This is a genomic window from Paraburkholderia sp. A1BS-2L, from assembly GCF_051125205.1.
GTDB lineage: Bacteria > Pseudomonadota > Gammaproteobacteria > Burkholderiales > Burkholderiaceae > Paraburkholderia.
Genome location: NZ_CP120428.1, coordinates 2,401,293 through 2,419,050, shown reverse-complemented (window position 1 = coordinate 2,419,050; position 17,758 = coordinate 2,401,293). Strand labels below are relative to the sequence as shown.

Sequence of the window (17,758 nt, the reverse complement as noted above, 5' to 3'; positions counted from 1 at the left end):
TGGGCCGCGTGACCGCCAGAATTCGAATCAGGAGATGGGACGAAAGCGCATGCCTGCAGAGATTGATGTCGTAGTCATCGGAGGTGGCCAGGCCGGGCTTGCCACCGCCTACTTCCTGCGTCGTGCGGGGCTCGACTATCTCGTGCTGGATAACCAGAGCGCCGCCGGAGGCGCCTGGCTACATACCTGGGACTCGCTACACCTGTTTTCGCCGTCGCAATGGAGTTCGCTGCCAGGCTGGCAGATGCCGGTAACACACGACACCTACCCGTCGCGCAACGAGGTTATCGACTATCCGGCGCGATATGAGGAGCGTTATCACATCCCTGTCCGGCGCCCCGTTCATGTCAAATCCGTTTCACGCGTTCAGGGTGACTTGCTGGTCAGCACTGATCGCGGGGAATGGATTGCCAGGGCAGTCGTGAGCGCGACCGGCACCTGTAGCGCACCCTATGTGCCGGACTACCCCGGACGCGAGATCTTTTGTGGTCGTCAGATGCATTCGGCGCAGTATCGCAATCCGGACGATCTGCGCGGACAAAACGTGCTGGTCGTGGGCGGCGGCAACTCAGGCGCGCAGATCCTGGCGGAGGTATCGACGGTCTGCAACGCTACGTGGGTGGCGCTGCAGGACCCTGTTTTTCTTCCCGACGACGTAGATGGCCGGGTCTTGTTCGAACGCGCGACCGCCAAATGGCAGGCTCTACGCGACGGGCACACGACGATGGCGCCGGTAGGAGGTTTGGGCGACATCGTCATGGTGGCCCTCGTACGGGAGGCGCGTGCGCGAGGCGTTCTGCATGCAACGCGTCCGTTCAGCCACTTCGATACAGACGGCGTCGTCTGGAGCGACCGCACGCATTCCCGCATCGATGTCGTGATCTGGTGCACCGGGTTCCGCCCCGCACTCAAACATCTTGACCCGCTACAGATCTGTAGTGCCGATGGCTTGCCGAGGACAGATGGGACGCACGCCAGAGACGAGGAACGCTTGGGGCTCGTCGGCTACGGCGAGTGGTGCGGGGCTGCGTCGGCCACGCTCATCGGTGTAATGCGTAGCGCTCGCGACGCGGCGGGGAACATAGCCCAATATCTGCGCTCTATACAGCCGCGCAGCACATCGACACCGTAGCCGATAGGGGCTTCACAAATGAGGCATCGCCCCCTTTTACCTGTCACGCCACGTCCTGGTTATGTGGTCGGCGCCGGGGATCGAGGCCGAGCCGTAGTTTCCAGGGTGCCCCGTGCAGGGTACGATGAAGGCAAACCTTAACCGAAAAATGGGTCCGTTCCTTTGCGTTGAGCGGACGCTCGCACGGCCATGTGGAGTCGCTGGCGAATGACCGATCGTGGCCGCGTACTGCCTGCTGGGGAACGCTGGCTCTTGGCCGCCGCCGTCCCGTCGGCGAATGCACGAAACCGACCCAGTTCAGTCTTCCGTTCCACGCGTATGAACGTCATGACCGAACACAACACCAGTCACTCCAGGCGTCGTTCATGCCCGAGCCTGCGCGCGACGCGGCCCTCGTTGTGACGGACGCTTGTCTGCCACGATTAGCCGACGGGGACCGCGGCGTGCGGCATCAGTTCGTTACATCACGGTGCGGTGGCGTGCCGAATTGCCTCGCGTATTCCCGGTTGAATTGGGAGGGACTTTCATAGCCCACCTCGTAGGCAACTGTCGACGCATTCAAGCCCTTGACCAACATCAACCTTCGAGCCTCGGTCAGGCGCAGCCACTTCTGGAACTGCAGCGGACTCATCGATGTGAGGCGCTTGAAGTGGTGGTGGAAGCGGGACACGCTCATGCCCACCCGGGCGGCGAGCTCACCGATGCGCAGGGGTTCACGAAAATGATTTTTCAGCCAGTCGATGGCCCGAGCGATGCTCTGGTTCTGATCGGCAATGGAAGCCATCTGCCACACGTGATTCTTAACGTCGCTGCGAAGTAGGCGATAAAGGATCTCGCGCTGTAGCAGTGGGGCTAGTTCTGGCAATAACTCGGGCTCGTCCAACAGCCCGATCAGTCGATCCAAAGCAGACAGTAGCCCTGCCGTCGTCTTGCCCAACACGATGCCGGGACCGGTTCTCGCCCGCTCCCGAGGATGCTGCAGGCCGGTCTCCACGACTATGTTACTGATCGCACGCGAGTCGAGTCGCAACACCACACTCAGGAACGGCAAGTCGAGCGAAGCCTGCGCAACCTGCATCGCCACTGGCAAGTCCAACGACGTGAGCAAAAAGCGATGCCTGTCGTAGGGCGTAGACCTCGGAGCCCAGCCACGTTTGCTTCACGCCCTGAACCGGCACCGCGATGGCGGGTTCCATCAGGCAGTCGAAGGGCGAATCGGCGTGTGTGTGCCGGTGTAAGGTCAGGCCTGCAATCGCGGGCCCGTGCTGCTCGGCGTCGCCAGTCCACCGCGCGATTCGCGCCGCCAAGCGGCGTCGATTTGTCTCGAAGTCGTCGTCCATGGGCCCAACTGTAAGAGTAGGCTCTGCCTTCATCAAGAAGATTGGCCTAAGGTCAGGAGGATTAGGCAATTTTCCGGGAGCATCCACCTTCCGCGACCGATCGCGTCGGGCCAAACTGCATTGCGTGCACGACGGATGTCGTGCCAGGCGTGATCGCCGTTCTGAACACCGCAAAGGAATCCCGATGAAAGCTCATGTGTACCGCCGAAACGGCGAGCCGACCGAAGTGCTCGGCTTCGAAGACATCGCCGCCCCGGCGCAACCTGGTCCCAACGAAGTCACAGTCCGCATCACCAAGCGCATGGTGCATCCGATCGACGACTTGATGGTGCGCGGCTACATCCCCTCGCCGATCCCTGCCGAGGGAGCTATTCCCGGCGGCGACGGTGTCGGTGTCGTTGAACAGGTGGGCGCGGACGTCGATCCCGCCACCAGCATCAAGCCGGGTCAGCGAGTGATGCTCTTCCCGGCGCACGGTACGTGGTCGGAGCGCGTGGTTGCGCCCGCCATGGCCGTCATTCCGGTCCCGGATGATGTCAGCGATACGACCGCGTGCCAGATCGCCATCAATGGCATCACCGCGATCGTGCTCATGCGTGCGGCACTGGCTGCCTCCGGCGGTGCGCCATTGCTGGTCACGGCCGCCGGCTCCAGCGTCGGCCGCAACCTGATCGCGCTGGCGCAGATGCACGGTGCCAAGGCCATCGCGCTGGTGCGCAGCGACGCCGGTGCAGCGATCCTGGCGCCCAGCGTTCCCGGCGTTGTCGTCGTCAGCTCGGAGCACGACGGATGGGCTGCTAAGGTGACCGCCGCAGGCGGGCAGGCCCCGGCCGTGGCGATCGATCCAATCGGCGGCGAGATGAGCGCCCAGCTCCTGAACGTGCTCGCCGATGGTGGCACCTTGCTGACCTATGGTGGCCTCGACCCGCGCCCGTCGGCGATCTCCACGATCCCGCTGGCGTTTCGGCAACTGACGTTGAGGGGTCTGAACGCCTATGGCTGGCTTGCGAGCACGGCCGCGCAACGTGCGTCCGACATTGCCGGCCTGTTCGAACTGGCGCGCCGGGCTCCGCAGAACTTTGCTGAATACCGCGAGTTCGCTTTCAAGCACGCGACCGAAGCGCTCGCTGCGGCCCACGCGACGCCGCGACGCGGGGCGACGATCTTGACTTCGGAAATTTGAACCATGCAGCAGCTCTTCCCTGACCTCTGGCAGACGCAGACGGAACACCCGTTCCACGGCGTCACCTCACACGCCTATCTGCTGACGCGGCCGGAAGGCAACATTCTGTTTTACGGCACCGGTGTCTTGGAGGAGTTGCAGCCGATCAAGGATCTGGGCGGGATCGTCCGCCAGTACCTGTCCCACCGGGACGAGGCCGGGCCGGCACTGGCAACGATAAAGCAGACGTTCGGGTCGGCCCTGTGCTGCCACAAGCTGGAGGCCAAGGCCGTCAAGTCGTACTGCCCCATCGACGTGACCTTCGACGCGCGCGAGACGCACCTGGGCAACATCGAGGTCATTCCGACGCCGGGGCACACCTCGGGCAGCACCTGCTTCATGTACCGCTCGCCGCACGGCAAGACCTATCTCTTCACCGGTGATTCGCTCTTCCCCAAGGGGCAGTCTTGGGGAACGCTGATCTGGCCCTTCTCGGGAGGGCGAAAATCCAGTCTTAGAGTCAGTCTTGGCCTGTTGCGCGAACTCGATCCCGACGTGGTGATTGCCAGCGCCTGCCAGGGGCCAACGCCCGTCTCGATGACCTCCGCGGATGAATGGCACACCATCGTGGACGGTGCTATTGAACGGCTATAGCCGTACGGCCGCGTTGATCTGATGGTAATTAGCACCGTCGCGAATTTCGTTGACGACAAAGATGTGAACTGTCAGCGAATGGGATTGATGCGTGCGGAGGCTGGCAACAGCGGCGCGACGTTCCAAGGTAACGGTTCGTCGATGCGGTTGACGGGATGATCGGCGATGCGTCGATGACGTAGTGCAGGTAAGTTTCTGGATCGATGCCGTTTAGCCGCGCTGAGCCGATGAGACTGTACATCGCCGCCGCTCGCTCGCCGCCGGAGTCGGGGCCGGCGAGGTGTCGTTGAGGATGTTCAACCAAGCTTAACCAACCTTACTGATCGGTGTCGAAACATGCATGGCGCCCCAAACCGGCGCAAGCCTTTCCTGCAGTTCTCAATTTCCTTGCCGTTTTTGACTCACAATTTCAAATGTAATCGGATCGCTGCGGGACACTACCGAACTCTCGCTGAACGGAGTCCCAGTCCGTTCGACATGATGCGCGTAGTGACTTGCATTGAATTCTAAATGGAAGATGGATGCGGACGAACCGTGCAGCACGCATCGCAGATTTAGTTGCGGCACGTTTGAGCAACCATATCCAATCAAGTCGATGCGGGAATCTTAGGTGGTCAGTTGCCGAACAAACCGGCACGGCATCCGTTGCTCGTTCGCAGAGCTGTCTTTTCAAATCTCACGCGTATGTTTGAGGAATGACAAAGACCGACTGTCGGCGTTGTGCGCTCACCACGAAATGAAAAAAAGTGCATTGCTCCAAGGTGTTCCGCGTCTATCCGAGGTATTTCGCAAACGTCCGCTTCCCGAGCGACTGCGGCATTGACGCCCTGTCCGATGGGATACACGATGGCTTCAAGCGCTCCAATCACCCAATGCAAATGGACGGTCGCCATGCCCGCACCGAAGACCTACACGAAAGCACAATGGGACGAGTTTGCCCGGCGACTCGACGCACTACCGGAAAAGCCACCATCGGAACGGCGCGTCACGGTACGCGATGCAATGCCAAAGGTCCGAGCCCATATCAATGCGGCTCGCGCGAAGGGATATTCGTTCGAGCAACTGATCGATCAGGCGAAGCAGGCCGGCATCGACGTAACGGCCAGCGCGCTTCGATATGCTCTCCAAGATGCGACGAAACGACGAGCAAGCACTCGGCGAGCGGTTGGCTCGTCCCATTCGCCCGGAAAAGCGGACCAGCGTGGCGCCTACCCGGTCCTGAGGAAACCCGATCAGCAGAGCAGTACAGCATCAGGGACAAGGATGGGGGTGGGCAATAACAAATCCGGATCGATGGTCATTCACGACGCATTCAGTTTTGCGATCACACCGGATACGGAAAATCTATGAACGCGAAAGCGATGAAGACTGTCACGAAGTCGCTGTTTTGCCGGTCTCGATACGAATCACTTCTGCGCCCAACCGGAGCCGATCCAGGTAATCGGCCCATTTCTGCATCATCGTCCGGCGCTCCTTGATGAACTTCGTGCGGTTGTAAGCCGTTCCGAGGTTGTCCGGCACCGTGTGCGCGAGCTGATGTTCGATCACTTCCGGCTTCTGCTCGAGCTCCTCGTGCAGAATCGTGCGCGCCATCGCACGGAAGCCGTGTCCCGTGATCTCCGTGCGCGTGTCGTAGCCGAGCCGGCGCAATGCAGCATTGATCGTGGCCTCGCTCATCGGTCGGTTTCGATCGCGCGTGCCAGGGAACACATAGCGGCCGGCACCGGTGAGCGCATGCAGGTCGCGCAGAATGGCGATCGACTGCGTGGAGAGCGGTACCAGATGGTCGGTATCGGTCTTGGTGACGAGATAGCGCCATTCGCCCTTGTCCAGATCGAACTGGGACCATTCTGCTTGGCGAAGTTCCCCGGGCCGGACGAACAGCAGCGGCGCCAGCCTGAGTGCGCAGAGAACCGGAAAGGTGCCGGTGAACCCGTCGAATGCGCGCAGCATTTCGCCGACTTTTGTCGGCTCCGTGATCGAAGCGAAGTGGTTTGTTTGCGCCGGTGGAATGGCGCCGACGAGATCCCGCGCAGGGTCGGCCTTGCAGTGCCCCTCCTTGATCCCGTACCGGAATACTCGGCTTATTTCACTGCGCACACGGTGAGCGGTGAAGCGGGCGCCGCGACTGTCGATACGCTTGAGGACGGCCAGAATCTCGGGGGCGTCAATTTCGGTGATCGGACGCTTGCCAAGCCACGGGAACACGTCGTTTTCCATGCGGGCGAGTGTCTTCGCATGCTGGGCGGGCTCGACGGTACCCTTGCGCTCAGCCATCCAGCCACGCGCGACTGCTTCGAAGGAGTTGGCCGCCGCGAGCCTGGCGGCGCGTTTCTCTAGGCGCTTGACGTTGCTAGGGTCAAATCCGGCAGCCAACTTCTCACGAGCCTCCTCCCGCTTCTTCCGAGCCGCCGCCAGCGATACGTCCGGGTAGACGCCGAGCGCTAGCGTTTTGTCCTTCCCGGCGAAGCGGTAATTCATCCGCCAGTACTTCGCCCCGGACTTGTCGAGCTGAAGATACATGCGGCCGCCGTCTGACAGGCGGTTGCCGGTTCCGTCCGGGTTGTAACGCGCGTTCCTGACCTGGGTGTCGGTGAGCGGCATGGTGGTATCTCCTATCGGAGAAGGGCTGCAGCGAGCCAGATACCACCCAAAATACCACCCGATACCACCGGCTGTCCAAGGATCAAACCGGACCGCCGAGAAAAGAAAAACCCCGCAAGGCCTTGATCTTGCGGGGTTTGTCGGAATACTTCGGCTTTCGCCGGAACATCTTCTGGTGCCTCGGGCCGGAATCGAACCGGCACTCCTTTCGGAACCGGATTTTGAGTCCGGCGCGTCTACCAATTTCACCACCGAGGCAAGTTCGCCGCCTGCTTTTACAACAGGCGCTCGAAGTAGCCAGAGATTATGGCGCAAATTCATGGCTGCGGCAACTCATGGTGCCCATGAGCACCTGCGGGGGCACCGGTGGCTGCGCTCAGACCGTGCGAGAAAACCGCTCGATCGTTTGAGCCCCGAGGTACCTGTCGAATACCATCGCAATATTGCGCACGAACATGCGCCCAGCAGGCAGCACTTCGATCCGGTCGGAGCGGCACGTCACGAGGCCGTCGGCTTCGAAGGCGCGCAGGCGCTCCAGTTCAGGCGCGAATTCGGCCGGGAAGCGCACGCCATAGGCGGCTTCGAATTCATCGAAGCGCAGCGCCAGATTGCACATCAGCTCTGTGATGATGTCGCGGCGCAGGCGGTCGTCGGCCGTGAGGCGCACGCCGCGCGTCACGGCGAGTTGCCCGGCGTCGATGGCCGCGCCGTAGCTCGCCAGGTCCTTGGCGTTCTGCGCGTAGACATCGCCGACCCTGCCGATCGACGAGGCGCCGAAGCCGATCAGATCGCACTCCGCACGTGTGCTATACCCTTGGAAATTGCGATGCAGCGTGCGTTGCGCCTGGGCGCGCGCAAGCTCGTCGGTGGGCAGCGCGAAGTGATCCATGCCGATATAGACGTAGCCGGCCTCGGTCAGCTGCTCGACCACGAGTTGCAGCAGCGCGAGCCGCGTGGCCGACGAGGGCAGCGTGGCGGGGTCCATCTGCCGCTGCATCTTGAAGAGTTGCGGCATGTGCGCGTAGCCGAATACCGAAATGCGCTCGGGTGCGAGCAGCAGAATCGTGTAGAGCGTGCGCTGAAAGCTGCTGACACTCTGGTGCGGCAAACCGTAAATCAGATCGACGCTGATCGACTCGAAGCCGTTCGCGCGCGCCGTGTTCATGACGTCGACCGTGAGTTCGAGCGGCTGGATGCGGTTGATTGCGCGCTGCACGACGGGATCGAAGTCCTGCACGCCGAGGCTCAGCCGGTTGAAGCCGAGCGTGCGCAGATGCGCGATGGTTTGCGCCGATGCCTCGCGCGGATCGATCTCGATCGAGTATTCGCCCTCACTGTCGGGACGCAGCGCGAAGTGCTCGCGCGTGGCGGCCATCAGCGTGCTCATTTCCTCCAGCGAGAGAAAGGTGGGCGTGCCGCCGCCCCAATGCAACTGCGAGACTGGCCGCGTTGTATCGAAAAGCGCCGCCTGCAGTTCGATTTCGCGCACGAGTTGTTGCACGTAGGGTTTCGAGCGCTTGCGGTTTTTGGTCGCGACCTTGTTGCAACCGCAATAAAAGCAGACGGTGTCGCAGAAGGGGATATGGAAATACAGCGAGAGGTCGGTTTCCGCCGCGCCAGGGTCGGACGCGGCGCGCCGGTAGTGATCGAGGTCGAAATCTTCGCGGAACTGCAGTGCGGTGGGATAAGACGTATAGCGCGGGCCGTTCGTGCCGTATTTGGCAAGCAGATCGGGGCGAAAGAGTAAGTCGGTGTCGCTCATGCGGGCTCTCAGGTGGGCGGCGCGGCACCCGCGATGCGCCACATGGCATCCAGAGCGGGGCGTTCCAGGGCGCCTGACTAACTGAGTGTAAGAGTCGATTGGCCGAGTTGTTTGTGTAAAAAGGTCGCAGCGTGCGATGGCACAATGCCAACAGCCTTTTGCCTTGCCTGCACATGTGCTGGTTCGGCGACGGGTTTTTTCGAATCCGTAACAGTTTTGCTTCAGGAAGTCGTCGTGAGTGCAGGTTTCCTTCTTTCCGCGTCTGGCCACGCATGCCGCCCCGGTTGCGGCGCGTGCTGTATCGCGCCGTCCATTTCGAGTCCGATTCCTGGCATGCCGCACGGCAAACCCGCGGGCGTGCGCTGTGTGCAGCTCGACGAGGACTTGCAGTGCAAAATATTCGGCTCGCTGTTGCGTCCCGCCTGTTGCTCGGGTCTTCAGCCGCAGGCTGAGATGTGCGGCGCGTCGCGCGAGCAGGCGCTTGTCTGGATCGAGCGCCTCGAAGCGGCCACCAGTCCGTAGGCGCTCGCTGGAGCCCGTTGTACTTCGCAACGCCGTTGTTCATTAAGGAGATTTCGCATGATCCGACGCGCGCTGCGCGCCTTTTCCCCTTCGCGCAACCCGGGTACGCCTCGCGCCACCCGAAGGGCTTTTGTGCTCTCCGCCTGCGCGGCGGCCTGCGCGGCCATGTCGCTGGGCGCTTGTGCGTCGGGCATCTTTCCTTTTATTCCCGATCACTACACCTTCTCGCAGCAGCAGGTGCAGGACGCGGTGCAGCGCAAATTCCCGTATCACCGCTCGGTGCAGCAGCTTTTCGACGTCGAACTCACGAACCCGGTCGTTACCCTGCTTCCGGATCGCAATCGCGTGGCGGTGCGCGTCGACGCGCATCTCGAAAGTCCGCTGATGCAGGAACCGGTGAGCGGCGCGTTCACGCTCTCGAGCGAACTGGCCTACGATGCACCGAGCCGCGCGGTCATTCTGAAGTCGCCCACGGTGGACAGCGTCGATATGGCGGGCAGCGCCGCCGTCTACGCGCCGCAAGTGAACGCCGTTGCCGCGATGGCGGCTACCCAGCTGTTGGCCAACTATCCCATTTACACGTTCAAGCCGGATCAGCTTCAGTTTGCCGGGGTGAACTACGAACCCGGTACAATCACCATCCTTACAAACGGCATACGCGTGCAGATCGTCGAGAAATAAGCGACGGGAAGCTCGCCGCGTGCAGCCGTCGGCGGGCGTGCACGCGAGCGGCGCACGATCCCTCCGGCGCATATTTTCCGCAAGGGAGTGGGGATGGACTGGATTGTGGCGGGCAAGGCCCTGATTCTGGGCATTGTCGAGGGGCTGACGGAATTTCTGCCGATTTCGAGCACTGGACACCTGATCGTGGCGGGGAGCGCGCTCGGTTTCGACGGCGAGTTCGAAAAAACCTTCGACGTGGTGATCCAGTTAGGCGCCATCCTTGCCGTGTGCTGGGAGTTCCGCCGCAAGATCGGCACTGTGGCGATGGGGCTGCCCACGCGGCCCGAGGCGCGGCGCTTCGCGCTCAACATCGCCATTGCGACGATTCCTGCCGTGGTGCTGGGACTGCTGTTCGAGAAGGCGATCAAGTCGGCGTTGTTCTCGCCGGTTCCGGTTGCATTCGCACTTGTCGTGGGCGGCCTGATCATCTTGTGGGTGGAGGGGCGCCGGCGCGCCGGCCCGGGGACGGGGGCCGACAAGGCGCCGCCGCCCGCGCGCGTGAATTCGCTGGACGACATCTCGCTGCTCGACGCCTTCAAGGTGGGCCTGGCGCAATGCTGTGCGCTGATTCCCGGCATGTCTCGCTCGGGTTCGACCATCATCGGCGCGATGCTGTTCGGCGTCGAGCGGCGCGTCGCTACCGAGTTTTCGTTCTTCCTCGCGATTCCGATCATCTTCGGCGCGACGGTCTATGAAATGCACAAGGCCTGGCAGACGCTCTCGGCCGATTGGCTCGGGCTGTTCGGCGCGGGCTTCGTTGCTGCGTTTGTCAGCGCGTTTGTCTGCGTGCGTTGGCTGTTGCGCTATATCGCGTCGCACGATTTCACGGCATTCGCGTGGTATCGCATCGCGTTTGGCCTTGTGATTCTTCTGTTCGGCTATGGCGACGGGCTCGACTGGCAGTAACGCTGTGAAGCGGCTCGCATCGCCGTCGGAACCGGCGGCGTCGGATTGCAAAACGGGCGCCGCGGCGCCCGGTTGTCTTTGCTGGCGACGCGTTAGCCTGCGCGGCGCTTGAACACCAGATCCCATACGCCGTGACCGAGCCGCAGACCGCGACGCTCGAACTTGGTCACCGGGCGATAGGCAGGGCGCGGCGCGTAGTCGGCGGCCGTGTTTTCGAGAGCGGGCTCGGCGCCCAGCACCTCGAGCATTTGTTCCGCGTAGTTCTGCCAGTCGGTTGCACAGTGCAGGTAGGCGCCAGGCTTCATGCGCGAGACGAGCAACTGCACGAACTTCGGCTGGATCAGCCGGCGCTTGTGGTGACGCGCCTTGTGCCACGGGTCGGGAAAGAAGATGTGCACGCCGTCGAGGCTCGCGGGAGCGATCATCTGCTCGAGCACTTCGACCGCATCGTGCTGAATGATGCGGATGTTCGTGAGATTCTGCTCGCTGATCAGCTTGAGCAGTGCGCCCACGCCGGGCTCATGGACCTCGACGCCGAGAAAGTCGTCTTCGGGGCGTAGCGCGGCGATCTCCGCGGTGCTCGCGCCCATGCCGAAGCCGATCTCCAGCACGCGCGGCGCGCGCCGGCCGAACACGGCGTCCCAGTTGGTGTTTTGATCGGCGGCCTCGGATGCGTAGGGTGCATACGGCACCACGAAGCGCGGGCCGAGTTCGTCGAGCGCGCGGCGCTGGCCGGTCGAGACGCGCCCCGCGCGCGTCACGAAGCTGCGGATGCGGCGGTGGTGCAGGGAGTGATCGGTGCTTGCCTGCGCGGCTTCGGTCGAAGTATCGGGCATGGCCGTTTCCTGTGACGGGTTCGCGGCGGGGTTGTCCGCTGTGGCGGGCGGCGTGCAGTCAGTACGGGCTGCGTCGTTCGGATCGTGGTTCATCTTCGAGGACGGGAGGTGAGAGCGGCGGGCTTCGCGGTCCTGTCTGCAGGGCGAGCCGTGTCGCCGGGACGGCGGCGTTCGGGGCTTGCGGGTTGCGTCGGGAGAAAGTCCGCGCATGGACGCTGGAGCGCTGCGAGGCGCATTACCGCAGATCGCAGCCGCTCGAAGCGGGCCGGCTGGAGAGATGCCACTGCGCCTTGCATGAATGCGCGAGACAGCGCGGCGAATTCGTGGAGCGGGCGATGGGAATCGAACCCACGTCTCCAGCTTGGGAAGCTGGGGTAATAGCCATTATACGACGCCCGCAGAGCGCGCTATTTTACGCGGATTTCACCGGGTTGCGCAATCGCGCCGCGCCTCCCGGGACGCGGCGTAAATCAGATTCCAATCAGATTCCAAACAGCGTGAGCGAGACTGCGGCGCGCGTGACCACCATCAGCAACACCTGGACGATCACGAACAGCAGAATGGGCGAGAGGTCGAGCCCGCCGAAGTTCGGCAGAATGCGCCGAATGGGATTCAGGAACGGCGCCGTAAGCTGAAGCAGCACGGGCATCGCCGCCGAGTGCGGGTTCAGCCACGAGAGCAGCGCCATCAGGATCGTCAGCCACAGGAGCAGGTTGAGCGCCCATTTCACGACCGTCAGTACCGCGACGATCAACAGCGTAGGCAAGAAACCGAGCGGGTCGACGCCCGCGAGCCATACCATCAGCAGCACATAAGCCACGGCGGCGATCAGCGCCGCCACGACGCTCGCGAGGTCGATGCCGCGCAGGCCGGGAATCACGCGGCGCAGCGGCAGCACGAGCCAGTTGGTTGCCTGCTGGATGGCATGCGTTACGGGGTTGTACGGCGGAACGCGGACGAACTGCAGCCAGACGCGCAGCAGCAGGGCGGCGCCGAACAACGTGAAAATCGTGTTGAGCAGAAAGCGGGCGATATCGCCGAACATCGGTGTTGTTTCCTTCTTGTAGTGAGTGACGGTGTGTGGCGGCAGATTTCGGGCGTGTGCGCTGCTGGCGGGTCAGACGGACACCTTGACCTCGCTGACCAGGATCGTGCCATTGCCGCCGTCGGTGTAGTTGGGAATATCGTCGACGAGCGTCTTCTGATGAGGCTTGAACACGGCGTAAAAATCATCCAGCGTTTCGAACAGGAAATGTCCTGCCGCAACGTACGGGGGCGGCGTGCCCGGCGGCCCGGCGTTGATGCCGATATCGATCGACCAGCCCTTGAGCTTGTCGCCGAAAAGTTGCGCGGCGAGCGGCATATGCCGCGTGGCGTAGTACTCGGTGTCGAATCGACCGTTTTCGCGGTACGGATAAAGGATGCTGATCTTGATCATTGGGCGTTCCCGTTGATGAATCCCGATGCGCGTGCGCATTGCCGGCGTGCGCCGTTGCCACATTACCACGGCTTATGCTTTGCCAGTGATGGTGCGAAACGTCGGATGCGAAGAGGCCGCGTAGGGGATTTCGGACGCTTTTGGGGCAAACGGTTAAAGTGAGCCAAAGCGCTCGTGCAGGGTCCCACGCCGCGAAATGTTCGTTGTCGTACCGATGCAATAGGCAAGCTCCAATTAAAAGGCATGTAAGGAGCGGCGACGATGATGTGTGCAGCCTGTTCGCCTTCGCGCAGCACGGGGACCTGGCAACTAACAGGTCCCGGGCTATCTGTCACGCATCTGCGGCTATCTCGCAACACTGCGTTTGTCGGTTCGCAAACCTGCGCACAATGGTTCTATGGCTCCGGTTTCGTTGTTGCTGTTTGCAATTGGGCTGTTTCCTGTCGGTGGTCCGATTTGGGAGGTCACGATGAGCATCTTCGCTTACCGAAAGCATCTGCGGTTTCTCACGCCCCATCAGCGTCGCCGTTGGTGGGATCAGAAGAAGCGTCTCACGCCGCGCGTGCGGATTAGCGGCGCCTATGTCCCGCCCAGCGTTACGCGCGAGTTCACCTACGTGAAAGTCGGATAGCGCCGCCACTTGCGCTCTGCCATTGCATTTCGACGATGCCCGGTCCGTGAACCGGGCATCGTCGTTTCAGGCCCGCCCGGATGCCTCGCGTTGGCCAATTTGTAATGAAACATTACCTGCTCGTTTGGCGGTGTCCCCAATATTTCCGGTAAAAATGACTGGGTGGCGGCGAGGAGCGTTTGGAAGGCGCGATACGTCGAGGTTTGGGCCTTGCGTCATCAGATATTTGTGGCATTGCCTTGATTCAACGTCAGGAAGCCCGCATCGGCGATTGCAATTTGCAACAAATGGCTACCTTTGACGGCCTCCGTTTTCGATAGAGTGCATGTGTGGGCTTTGCCCGTCATGTGGAGCGACGCCGTCGTCGGTCGCCAGGAGAAGAGAAGTGAAAAAGACCGTTTCGTTTATCGTTGCCGCTGTGCTGGGTGTGGGGCTCGTCAGCGCAGCCGAGGCGCACGTTTCGGTGGGTATTGGTATTGGCATTCCTGTCGCACCGGCGTATCCGATTTACGCTGCGCCGGTCTACGCGCCGCCGCCTGTCGTCTATGCCCCGCCGCCGCCGGTGGTGTATGCGCCGCCGCCCGCAGTTGTCGTGGGTGGTTACGGCGGCTATGGCTACTATGGCCGTCCGTACTGGCGCCATGGTTACTACCGCGGCTATCGTGGTTACCACGGTGGCTGGGACCGCCACTAAGCTCGACGGATGATACCGGGTGGCTTGGCGCCACCCGCCTGAAGTTCTCCGCCACGGCGCAACGCCGGCTCATGCCGCGTTGCGCCGTTTGCTTTTCAGGCGCCAGTTGCCAGGCGCGGGTGCGCTGTGCGGTCAGACGCCCATGCAGAGGTACTTGAGCTCGACATATTCGTCGATGCCGTATTTCGAGCCTTCGCGCCCGAGCCCCGACTGCTTGACGCCGCCAAACGGCGCAACTTCGTTCGAAATGAGCCCGGTGTTGATGCCGACCATGCCGTACTCGAGCGCCTCGGCAACGCGCCACACGCGGCCGATGTCACGGCTATAGAAATAGGAGGCGAGGCCGAACTCGGTGTCGTTCGCGAGACCGATGACCTCGGCTTCGTCGCGGAAGCGGAACACCGCGGCAACCGGCCCGAAGGTTTCCTCGCGCGCGATCAGCATTTCGCGCGTGACTTCAGCAAGCACGGTGGGCTCGACGTAGCGGCCTTCCAGCACCTGGCCGCCGGTGACGAGCCTGGCGCCCTTCGACGTCGCGTCGCCGATGTGCTGCGTCACCTTTGCAACCGCAGCGTCGTCGATCAGCGGTCCCTGGTTGACGCCGGCCTCGAAGCCGTTGCCGACCTTGATCTTGCGCGACGTGGCGGCGAGCTTTTCGACGAACGTGTCGTAGATCTTGTCGTGCACGTAGAAGCGATTGGTGCACACACAAGTCTGGCCCGCGTTGCGATATTTCGAGATCATGGCGCCTTCCACGGCGGCATCGATATCGGCATCGTCGAATACGATGAAGGGGGCGTGGCCGCCCAGCTCCAGCGCAATTTTCTTGACCGTCGGCGCGCATTGCTGCATGAGAATGCGGCCCACCGGGGTCGAGCCAGTGAACGAGAGGTGGCGCACGACGTCGCTTTCGCAGAGCGCTTTGCCCACTTCGATCGAATTGGCCGAGTCGGCGGTGATGACGTTGAACACGCTCTTGGGCACGCCAGCGCGCTGTGCGAGCTCGGCGAGCGCGAGGGCGCACAGCGGCGTTTGTTCGGCCGGCTTCACGACGATCGTGCAACCCGCTGCAATAGCGGGCGCGACTTTGCGAGTGATCATGGCGATCGGGAAATTCCAGGGCGTGATCGATGCGCACACACCAATCGGCTGCTTGAGCACGACGAGCTTGCGATCGCTCGCCGGGCTCGCGAGTACGTCGCCGTTCACGCGTTTCGCTTCTTCGGCAAACCATTCAAGAAACGAAGCGCCATAGAGCACTTCGCCGCGTGCCTCCGCGAGCGGTTTGCCTTGCTCGGCGGTCATGATTGCGGCGAGGTCATCGGCGTGCTCGATCACGAGGTCGTACCAGCGGCGCAGTATGACGGCGCGTTCCTTGCCGGTCTTTGCGCGCCAGGCAGGCAGTGCCGCATGCGCGGCGGCAATGGCGCGGTGCGCCTCGGCGGGGCCGAAATCGGGCACGCGGGCGATTTCCGCGTTGTCGGCGGGGTCGAGCACGGCGAAGGTCGCGGCGCCGCCGCTCCACTCACCGTCGATCCAGGCGCGTGTCTTGAAGAGTGCGGGATCCTGCAGCTGCGTCAGGCGTTCCGATGCGGACAAGCTCATCTTCGTGTCTCCTCGATGCGTGTGCGGCGCGGCCCGAAGCGGGCCGTATCGCGGTGAGCGAGCGCGGCGTCGCGAAGGCGTCGCGGTGTGCAACGAATATGCAGCGCCCGGGCTACGGCTCGACGTTAAGGCTGCGGGCCGGCGCCCGCAACCCTCAAGTGCGCCCGAGCCCGAGTTCCTCGTAAAGGCGGTCGACACGCACCTTTACGTCCTGAGTCATCTCGATGGCGCGGCCCCATTCGCGGTCCGTTTCGCCGGGCCACTTGTTAGTGGCGTCGAGGCCCATCTTCGAGCCGAGGCCCGCAATCGGGGACGCAAAATCGAGATAATCGATCGGCGTATTTTCGACGAGCACGGTGTCGCGTGCGGGATCGATGCGCGTGGTGATCGCCCAGATCACTTCTTTCCAGTCGCGAATATTCACATCATCGTCGACTACGACGATGAACTTCGTATACATGAACTGCCGCAGGAAGCTCCAGACGCCAAACATGACGCGTTTTGCGTGCCCGGGGTAGCTTTTCTTCATCTGCACGATGGCCATGCGGTAGCTGCAGCCTTCGGGCGGCAGATAGAAGTCGGCGATTTCCGGGAATTGCTTCTGCAGCAGCGGAACGAACACTTCATTCAGCGCGACGCCGAGCACAGCCGGCTCGTCGGGCGGCTTGCCTGTATACGTAGAGTGATAGATCGCGTCGCGCCGCATGGTGATGCGCTCGACCGTGAAGACGGGGAACCACTCCTGCTCGTTGTAATAGCCGGTGTGGTCGCCATAGGGTCCCTCGAGCGCGTGCTCGTAGGCGGCGCTCGCGCCTTTCGTCGGGCGCGGCGGTGCGCCCGACGGAGCAGTAGGCTGGGCACTGCCGTTCGCGCGATCATGGGGGTAGATGAACCCCTCGAGCACGATTTCCGCGCGTGCGGGAACCTGGAGTGTGTCCACACCGGGCGTGATGCACTTTGCAAGCTCGGTGCGCCCGCCGCGCAAGAGACCCGCGAACTGATATTCCGAAAGCGTATCGGGCACCGGTGTAACGGCGCCGAGGATGGTGGCCGGGTCGGCGCCGAGCACGACCGCCACCGGATAAGGTTTGCCAGGGTTCTGCAGCGCGAATTCGCGGAAGTCGAGCGCGCCGCCGCGATGCGCGAGCCAGCGCATGATGAGTTTGTTGCGCCCGATGAGTTGCTGGCGGTAGATGCCGAGGTTCTGGCGCGTCTTGTTGGGCCCTCGCGTGACCGTGAGGCCCCAGGTGATGAGCGGGCCGGCGTCGCCGGGCCAGCAGGTCTGGATCGGCAGTTTCGCGAGATCGACGTCGTTATCTTCCCAGACGATCTCTTGGCAGGGCGGCGCACTCACGGTCTTCGGCGCCATGTCCCAGACGGCTTTGGCAAGCGTGAGCAGCTTGCCGGCGTCCTTCAGGCCGCGCGGCGGCTCGGGTTCCTTCAGCGCTGAGAGCAGCCGCCCCACGTCGCGCAGCGACTCGAGCGCTGCGCCGTCGCCGGCGCTCTCAGGTGCATCGATGCCCATGCCGAGTGCGACGCGCCGCGGCGTGCCAAAGAGGTTGCCCAGCACGGGGAACGCATGGGTCGCGCGGCTCTCGAATAACAGGGCGGGACCGGCGGCGCGCAATACGCGGTCGCAGAGTTCGGTCATTTCCAGCACCGGAGAGACAGCTTGTGGAACGCGGCGCAACTCGCCGAGCGTCTCCAGGCGACCGACGAAGTCGCGCAAATCTTTGTATTTCATCAGGA

The 17,758-nt window shown here is 62.7% G+C and carries 18 protein-coding genes, 2 tRNA genes and 1 pseudogene; 9 read left to right on the top strand and 12 right to left on the bottom strand.

Going from position 1 to position 17,758, the window contains the following annotated elements:
• The first annotated feature begins 49 nt into the window (after nucleotides 1–49).
• Nucleotides 50–1,132, top strand: a complete 1,083-nt coding sequence (locus tag P5W98_RS10980; RefSeq protein WP_421024550.1) for an ArsO family NAD(P)H-dependent flavin-containing monooxygenase — start codon at nucleotides 50–52, stop codon at nucleotides 1,130–1,132.
• Nucleotides 1,133–1,583: 451 nt separating this feature from the next.
• Here P5W98_RS10980 and P5W98_RS10975 read toward each other — a convergent pair whose 3' ends face one another.
• Both P5W98_RS10975 and P5W98_RS10970 read right to left on the bottom strand, forming a co-directional pair.
• Nucleotides 1,584–2,210 carry an AraC family transcriptional regulator gene (locus P5W98_RS10975; protein WP_421025254.1) on the bottom strand — a complete coding sequence of 209 codons (627 nt, stop codon included), beginning with the start codon at nucleotides 2,208–2,210 and terminating at the stop codon, nucleotides 1,584–1,586.
• Nucleotides 2,134–2,472 carry an AraC family transcriptional regulator N-terminal domain-containing protein gene (locus P5W98_RS10970; RefSeq protein ID WP_421024549.1) on the bottom strand — a complete coding sequence of 113 codons (339 nt, stop codon included), beginning with the start codon at nucleotides 2,470–2,472 and terminating at the stop codon, nucleotides 2,134–2,136. Before P5W98_RS10970 ends, P5W98_RS10975 begins: the two co-directional genes overlap by 77 nt.
• Before the next feature lie 184 nt (nucleotides 2,473–2,656).
• Here P5W98_RS10970 and P5W98_RS10965 point away from each other — a divergent pair, with 184 nt between their 5' ends.
• Both P5W98_RS10965 and P5W98_RS10960 read left to right on the top strand, forming a co-directional pair.
• Nucleotides 2,657–3,655: a zinc-binding dehydrogenase gene (locus P5W98_RS10965; protein WP_421024548.1), complete on the top strand. Its 999-nt coding sequence runs from the start codon at nucleotides 2,657–2,659 to the stop codon at nucleotides 3,653–3,655.
• A gap of 3 nt (nucleotides 3,656–3,658) precedes the next feature.
• Nucleotides 3,659–4,288, top strand: coding sequence for an MBL fold metallo-hydrolase (locus P5W98_RS10960; RefSeq protein WP_421024547.1), 630 nt, complete (start codon nucleotides 3,659–3,661; stop codon nucleotides 4,286–4,288).
• A 71-nt stretch (nucleotides 4,289–4,359) separates the two neighbouring features.
• Here the strand turns inward: P5W98_RS10960 and P5W98_RS10955 are convergent.
• Nucleotides 4,360–4,565 (bottom strand): annotated as a pseudogene (locus tag P5W98_RS10955) (transposase domain-containing protein); the annotation flags it as partial.
• Between the two features lie 614 nt (nucleotides 4,566–5,179).
• Here P5W98_RS10955 and P5W98_RS10950 point away from each other — a divergent pair.
• The gene (locus P5W98_RS10950; RefSeq protein WP_421024546.1) at nucleotides 5,180–5,638 is read left to right on the top strand and encodes a hypothetical protein; all 459 of its coding nucleotides are present in this window, start codon (nucleotides 5,180–5,182) and stop codon (nucleotides 5,636–5,638) included.
• A gap of 21 nt (nucleotides 5,639–5,659) precedes the next feature.
• Here P5W98_RS10950 and P5W98_RS10945 read toward each other — a convergent pair whose 3' ends face one another.
• The 3 genes from P5W98_RS10945 to hemN form a co-directional block, all read right to left on the bottom strand.
• Entirely contained in the window at nucleotides 5,660–6,892 is a 1,233-nt protein-coding gene (locus P5W98_RS10945; protein WP_421024545.1) for a tyrosine-type recombinase/integrase, read from the bottom strand.
• Nucleotides 6,893–7,065: 173 nt separating this feature from the next.
• A tRNA-Leu gene (locus P5W98_RS10940) sits at nucleotides 7,066–7,150 on the bottom strand.
• Nucleotides 7,151–7,268: 118 nt separating this feature from the next.
• Complete coding sequence (gene hemN, locus P5W98_RS10935) at nucleotides 7,269–8,654, bottom strand: oxygen-independent coproporphyrinogen III oxidase (RefSeq protein WP_421024544.1); 1,386 nt, start codon at nucleotides 8,652–8,654, stop codon at nucleotides 7,269–7,271.
• Nucleotides 8,655–8,870: 216 nt separating this feature from the next.
• On the opposite strand from hemN, the gene P5W98_RS10930 reads away from it, so the two are divergent.
• From P5W98_RS10930 to P5W98_RS10920, 3 genes are all read left to right on the top strand, one after another.
• Entirely contained in the window at nucleotides 8,871–9,176 is a 306-nt protein-coding gene (locus P5W98_RS10930) for a YkgJ family cysteine cluster protein (RefSeq protein WP_421024543.1), read from the top strand.
• Nucleotides 9,177–9,233: 57 nt separating this feature from the next.
• Nucleotides 9,234–9,857, top strand: coding sequence for a DUF1439 domain-containing protein (locus P5W98_RS10925; protein WP_421024542.1), 624 nt, complete (start codon nucleotides 9,234–9,236; stop codon nucleotides 9,855–9,857).
• A gap of 93 nt (nucleotides 9,858–9,950) precedes the next feature.
• Entirely contained in the window at nucleotides 9,951–10,805 is an 855-nt protein-coding gene (locus P5W98_RS10920; protein WP_421024541.1) for an undecaprenyl-diphosphate phosphatase, read from the top strand.
• Between the two features lie 92 nt (nucleotides 10,806–10,897).
• Here P5W98_RS10920 and trmB read toward each other — a convergent pair whose 3' ends face one another.
• From trmB to P5W98_RS10900, 4 genes are all read right to left on the bottom strand, one after another.
• Entirely contained in the window at nucleotides 10,898–11,641 is a 744-nt protein-coding gene (gene trmB / locus P5W98_RS10915; protein WP_421024540.1) for a tRNA (guanosine(46)-N7)-methyltransferase TrmB, read from the bottom strand.
• 324 nt (nucleotides 11,642–11,965) lie between these two features.
• Nucleotides 11,966–12,040, bottom strand: a tRNA-Gly gene (locus P5W98_RS10910).
• A gap of 82 nt (nucleotides 12,041–12,122) precedes the next feature.
• A complete protein-coding gene (locus tag P5W98_RS10905) occupies nucleotides 12,123–12,686 on the bottom strand; it encodes a YggT family protein (RefSeq protein WP_421024539.1) in 564 nt (187 codons plus the stop codon).
• Nucleotides 12,687–12,758: 72 nt separating this feature from the next.
• Nucleotides 12,759–13,079 carry an EthD family reductase gene (locus P5W98_RS10900; RefSeq protein WP_421025253.1) on the bottom strand — a complete coding sequence of 107 codons (321 nt, stop codon included), beginning with the start codon at nucleotides 13,077–13,079 and terminating at the stop codon, nucleotides 12,759–12,761.
• A 469-nt stretch (nucleotides 13,080–13,548) separates the two neighbouring features.
• Between P5W98_RS10900 and P5W98_RS10895 the strand changes: the two genes are divergently transcribed.
• Both P5W98_RS10895 and P5W98_RS10890 read left to right on the top strand, forming a co-directional pair.
• Complete coding sequence (locus P5W98_RS10895; RefSeq protein ID WP_174220060.1) at nucleotides 13,549–13,710, top strand: hypothetical protein; 162 nt, start codon at nucleotides 13,549–13,551, stop codon at nucleotides 13,708–13,710.
• Between the two features lie 385 nt (nucleotides 13,711–14,095).
• On the top strand, nucleotides 14,096–14,404 hold the full coding sequence (locus P5W98_RS10890) for a hypothetical protein (RefSeq protein ID WP_421024538.1): 309 nt from the start codon (nucleotides 14,096–14,098) through the stop codon (nucleotides 14,402–14,404).
• 132 nt (nucleotides 14,405–14,536) lie between these two features.
• On the opposite strand, the gene P5W98_RS10885 is transcribed toward P5W98_RS10890, so the two are convergent.
• Nucleotides 14,537–16,009 (bottom strand): NAD-dependent succinate-semialdehyde dehydrogenase, encoded by a 1,473-nt coding sequence (locus tag P5W98_RS10885; RefSeq protein WP_421024537.1) that lies wholly within the window; start codon nucleotides 16,007–16,009, stop codon nucleotides 14,537–14,539.
• 154 nt (nucleotides 16,010–16,163) lie between these two features.
• Nucleotides 16,164–17,753 (bottom strand): UbiD family decarboxylase, encoded by a 1,590-nt coding sequence (locus tag P5W98_RS10880; protein ID WP_421024536.1) that lies wholly within the window; start codon nucleotides 17,751–17,753, stop codon nucleotides 16,164–16,166.
• Between the last annotated feature and the right edge of the window lie 5 nt (nucleotides 17,754–17,758).

Coding starts and splice junctions, on each gene's coding strand:
- P5W98_RS10980 (WP_421024550.1), top strand. CDS start 50: ATGCCTGCAGAGATTGATGTCGTAGTCATCGGAGGTGGCCAGGCCGGG.
- P5W98_RS10975 (WP_421025254.1), bottom strand. CDS start 2,210: ATGCAGGTTGCGCAGGCTTCGCTCGACTTGCCGTTCCTGAGTGTGGTG.
- P5W98_RS10970 (WP_421024549.1), bottom strand. CDS start 2,472: ATGGACGACGACTTCGAGACAAATCGACGCCGCTTGGCGGCGCGAATC.
- P5W98_RS10965 (WP_421024548.1), top strand. CDS start 2,657: ATGAAAGCTCATGTGTACCGCCGAAACGGCGAGCCGACCGAAGTGCTC.
- P5W98_RS10960 (WP_421024547.1), top strand. CDS start 3,659: ATGCAGCAGCTCTTCCCTGACCTCTGGCAGACGCAGACGGAACACCCG.
- P5W98_RS10950 (WP_421024546.1), top strand. CDS start 5,180: ATGCCCGCACCGAAGACCTACACGAAAGCACAATGGGACGAGTTTGCC.
- P5W98_RS10945 (WP_421024545.1), bottom strand. CDS start 6,892: ATGCCGCTCACCGACACCCAGGTCAGGAACGCGCGTTACAACCCGGAC.
- hemN (WP_421024544.1), bottom strand. CDS start 8,654: ATGAGCGACACCGACTTACTCTTTCGCCCCGATCTGCTTGCCAAATAC.
- P5W98_RS10925 (WP_421024542.1), top strand. CDS start 9,234: ATGATCCGACGCGCGCTGCGCGCCTTTTCCCCTTCGCGCAACCCGGGT.
- P5W98_RS10920 (WP_421024541.1), top strand. CDS start 9,951: ATGGACTGGATTGTGGCGGGCAAGGCCCTGATTCTGGGCATTGTCGAG.
- trmB (WP_421024540.1), bottom strand. CDS start 11,641: ATGCCCGATACTTCGACCGAAGCCGCGCAGGCAAGCACCGATCACTCC.
- P5W98_RS10905 (WP_421024539.1), bottom strand. CDS start 12,686: ATGTTCGGCGATATCGCCCGCTTTCTGCTCAACACGATTTTCACGTTG.
- P5W98_RS10900 (WP_421025253.1), bottom strand. CDS start 13,079: ATGATCAAGATCAGCATCCTTTATCCGTACCGCGAAAACGGTCGATTC.
- P5W98_RS10895 (WP_174220060.1), top strand. CDS start 13,549: ATGAGCATCTTCGCTTACCGAAAGCATCTGCGGTTTCTCACGCCCCAT.
- P5W98_RS10885 (WP_421024537.1), bottom strand. CDS start 16,009: ATGAGCTTGTCCGCATCGGAACGCCTGACGCAGCTGCAGGATCCCGCA.
- P5W98_RS10880 (WP_421024536.1), bottom strand. CDS start 17,753: ATGAAATACAAAGATTTGCGCGACTTCGTCGGTCGCCTGGAGACGCTC.